This is a genomic window from Actinotalea sp. C106 (assembly GCF_023630195.1).
Lineage (GTDB): Bacteria > Actinomycetota > Actinomycetes > Actinomycetales > Cellulomonadaceae > Actinotalea.
On record NZ_JALPKN010000304.1, the window covers coordinates 1 to 3,563 of the forward strand.

Here is a 3,563-nt window from a genome sequence, read left to right on the forward strand (position 1 = left end):
GGGGCAGTACGACGAGGCGGAGGCCGCGCGCGGCGGCGGACTCGACCGCGGCCGTGACGGCGGCGCGGTTGACCGCGGCATCCCGCCCCGAGGAGAGCGGCACGACCTCGGCGAGCACCTCAGTCCCCGCCCTGCCCGGAGGTGGCCGGGGGGCGACGGTCGGACGGGGGGCTCGAGGGGCTAGCCGTCCCCCGAGCAGGAGCGGCGCCCGGAGGTCCCGGCTCGTCAGGCCCGGAGCCTGGCTCCTGCTCGGTGTCCTCACGACGGCGTCGGTGCTCGACCCGGCGCAGCTTTCCGGTCATCGAGAGGAAGAGCGGGATGCACACGAGCACCGCGAGGAAGATGACCATGAAGCCCAGAAGCCCCGGGGTCACCGACTCGGGGTCCAGGCCCTCGCGGAGCTCGGGCTCTGCCGGTGAGAGGGCCAGCACGGCGGCCCCGGTGCGGACGACGACCTCGTCGAGCAGGCTCATGGGCGGTCCTCAGGGTGGATGCCCGCGAACAGGTCGTCCTCGGGCAGGGCGACGGGTACGTGGGAGGTGGCGAGCTCGTACTCCTCGACCGGCCACACCTCGACCTCGAGGTCCCGCGGCACCGCGAAGAAGAACCCCGCCGGGTCGATCTGCGTCGCGTGGGACACCAGGGCGGCATCCCGGGCCGGGAAGTGGTTCGAGCACGGGACGCGCGTGGTCACCTCGCGCTCGGGGATCTCGCGCATGGCACGCGAGGCCACCCAGTCCCCGAACGGGGACTCGAGCCCCGCGCTGGTCACCGCGTCGTGGATGGTCTGGATCCGGTTCAGCGAGAAGTCGTGGTTGTAGTAGAGCTTGAGCGGCTGCCAGGGCTCGCCGGCCCCGCGGTAACGCTCGGCGTCCCCGGCCGCCTCGAAGGCCTCGGTCGAGATCCGGTGGCACATGATGTGGTCGGGGTGGGGGTACCCCCCCGTGGGGTCGTAGGTCGTGATGACGTGCGGCCGGAAGCTGCGCACCAGCTCGACCAGCGGCGCTGCCGCCTCCTCCAGAGGGACCAGGGCGAAGCAGCCGTCGGGCAGGGGCGGCAGGGGGTCGCCCTCGGGCAGTCCCGAGTCGACGAAGCCGAGCCACCGGTGCTGGACCCCGAGGGCGCGGGCCGCCCCCGCCATCTCCTCGCGGCGCACCTGGGCCATCGCCTCGGGGCTCGAGGGTGCGTCGCCGTAGCTCGGGTTGAGGATGCTGCCGCGCTCGCCACCTGTGCAGGTGACCACGAGCACCTCGACGCCCTCGGCCGCGTAGCGCGCGGTGGTCGCCGCACCCTTGCTCGACTCGTCGTCGGGGTGCGCGTGCACGGCCATGAGCCGCAGCCCGGAGCGGCTCGGGCTCGCCCCTGCCCCGGGTCCGTCCCCCCCCTGCGTCCGCCTGACGTCGGCTCCCGTGAGGGCAGCCCCCTGATCAGCTGCGCTGTCGTCCACCTGCAGTCCTCCGTCGTCGCGTGCTCGCCGTGGGCCGGCGTCCCCGTGGCCATCACCGTGCCAGGGACCAGGGACAATGGTCTCGCACGCCTGAGCCTGACCGTACCCCGACGGCCCCGGAGCACCACCAGTCCCTCCGGGCGGACCGAGGAGAGCCCGATGACCGCCCCCCTGCAGCCCCCCGCCGGCCGCTACGGCCCCGAGCGAGGTCCGGCGTCGCCGCGGCGCCGGGTGGTGGCGCTCTCGGCCCTGGGTGCCGTGGCCCTCGCGGGGGGCCTGTGGCTGGGCATCGGCGCCGCGCGCACCCCGGTGACCTGGAGCGACGTCGGGTTCACCCTGGGTGACGGCGAGGTCGAGGTCGTGTACGAGGTGGTGCGGCTGGAGCCGCAGACCGTCGTGCACTGCACCATCGAGGCGCTCAACGGCTCGTACGCCCAGGTGGGGGTGCTGGACGTGCGCGTCCCGCCCGCCGAGGAGCGGTCGGTGCGCCTCGCCAGCACCGTGCAGACCTCGGAGCCTGCCGTGACCGGCGTGGTCTCGGAGTGCTGGATCCCCTGAGGCGCCCGTTCTCCCCGACCCACCCCCATGACAGTCGGCCACCTTGCTACACTCATCGTTTGCCCCACGCCGTCGGCGGCTCAGGCCGCACGGAGTCCTCGCGGAAGTCCCCTCGTGGGGCACCTCCGGACGACAGACGACACGCGCAGTGCCGCGCCTCTGCGGACGAGCGCAGGCGTGACTCCCCACGGGACGACCGTCCCAGGCCTCGGGTGCCGCACGGCCCGGAGCACCAGCACACGACGAGACTTCACCGAGGAGCTCGGAAGGAGAGACCGTGACAGACACCAGCTCAGTCACCTGGCTGACCCAGGAGGCGCACGACCGCCTGACCGCCGAGCTCACCGAGCTCACGACGGTGGGACGCTCGGAGATCGCAGCGAAGATCGAGTCGGCGCGCTCCGAGGGCGACCTCAAGGAGAACGGCGGCTACCACGCGGCCCGCGAGGAGCAGGGCAAGCAGGAGGCGCGGATCCGCCAGCTCGAGGACCTGCTCCGGCGTGCCGTGGTGGGTGAGGCCCCGCCGGACGACGGCGTCGTCGAGCCCGGCATGGTCGTCACCGCGACCGTCGCCGGGGACAAGATGACCTTCCTGGTCGGCTCGCGCGAGGTCGCCGAAGGCACCGGGCTCGACGTCTACAGCGAGAAGTCCCCGCTGGGCTCGGCCATCATCGGCCGTTCAGCCGGCGAGGAGACCTCCTACGAGGCCCCGAACGGCGCGACCATCAAGGTCACGATCCACGAGGCCAAGCCCTTCCAGCTCTGACGAGCACCCCCGCAGCCCCGGGCTGCTGGACGTGAGACGGCCCCGGACCACCAGGTCCGGGGCCGTTCTCGTTCCCACAGCGATCGCGATCGCACCAGAGGGCTCTCGTGTCAGAAGCTGGGGATGCCCTGGGTATCGAGGCTTCTGACACGAGGTGGGGGTCAGCCCTCGGTGGCGCGGTAGCCGGCCGAGCGGAGGTGGGTGAGGACCTCCGCGCAGTGGGCGGGCCCCTGGGTCTCCACCTGGACGCCGATCTCGACCTCGTCGATCGCGAGGTCCACCCCGGTGCGCACGTGGCCGACCTGGACCACGTTCGCCCCGGCCGCGGCGAGCTCACCGAGCAGGCTCGCCAGGGTTCCGGGCTGGTCGTCCACCCGGACCCGCAGCTGCAGGTACCTGCCGGCGGCGACCAGGCCGTGCCGCACCACGCGCAGCAGCAGCAGGGGGTCGATGTTCCCGCCGGAGAGGACCACGACCGCGGGGGTCCGGACGGCGGCCCCCGCGAGCAGCGCCGCCACCCCGGCGGCCCCCGAGGGCTCGACGAGCATCTTGGCCCGCTCCGCCACGAAGAGAAGCGCCCGGGAGAGGTCCTCCTCGGACACGGTCCGCACGGGGACCTGGCGCCCGTGCAGCAGCGCGAACGGCACGTCCCCCGGCCGCCCGACGGCGATGCCGTCCGCCATGGTCGCCATCCGCCCCGCGGGGATGGGGTGCCCCGCGGCGAGGGAGGCGGGGTACGCAGCGGCGCTCGCGGCCTGGACCCCGAGCACCCCGACCTCGGGGAAGTCGGAT

Annotated in this window: 5 protein-coding genes; 2 read left to right on the top strand and 3 right to left on the bottom strand. The window is 73.7% G+C overall.

Going from position 1 to position 3,563, the window contains the following annotated elements; genetic code table 11:
• Positions 1 to 119: 119 nt before the first annotated feature.
• Together L0B03_RS15310 and mca are read right to left on the bottom strand one after the other, a co-directional pair.
• Entirely contained in the window at positions 120 to 473 is a 354-nt protein-coding gene (locus tag L0B03_RS15310) for a hypothetical protein (protein WP_250447361.1), read from the bottom strand.
• A complete protein-coding gene (gene mca / locus L0B03_RS15315; RefSeq protein ID WP_250447368.1) occupies positions 470 to 1,330 on the bottom strand; it encodes a mycothiol conjugate amidase Mca in 861 nt (286 codons plus the stop codon). The genes L0B03_RS15310 and mca overlap by 4 nt, the downstream gene beginning before the upstream one ends.
• A 276-nt stretch (positions 1,331 to 1,606) precedes the next feature.
• Here mca and L0B03_RS15320 point away from each other — a divergent pair, with 276 nt between their 5' ends.
• A complete protein-coding gene (locus L0B03_RS15320) occupies positions 1,607 to 2,005 on the top strand; it encodes a DUF4307 domain-containing protein (protein WP_250447362.1) in 399 nt (132 codons plus the stop codon).
• 277 nt (positions 2,006 to 2,282) lie between these two features.
• Positions 2,283 to 2,771 (top strand): transcription elongation factor GreA, encoded by a 489-nt coding sequence (greA, locus tag L0B03_RS15325; protein ID WP_250447364.1) that lies wholly within the window; start codon positions 2,283 to 2,285, stop codon positions 2,769 to 2,771.
• A gap of 161 nt (positions 2,772 to 2,932) precedes the next feature.
• On the opposite strand, the gene L0B03_RS15330 is transcribed toward greA, so the two are convergent.
• A partial coding sequence (locus L0B03_RS15330; RefSeq protein WP_250447366.1) for a pyridoxal-phosphate dependent enzyme occupies positions 2,933 to 3,563 on the bottom strand: 631 nt, incomplete at its 5' end.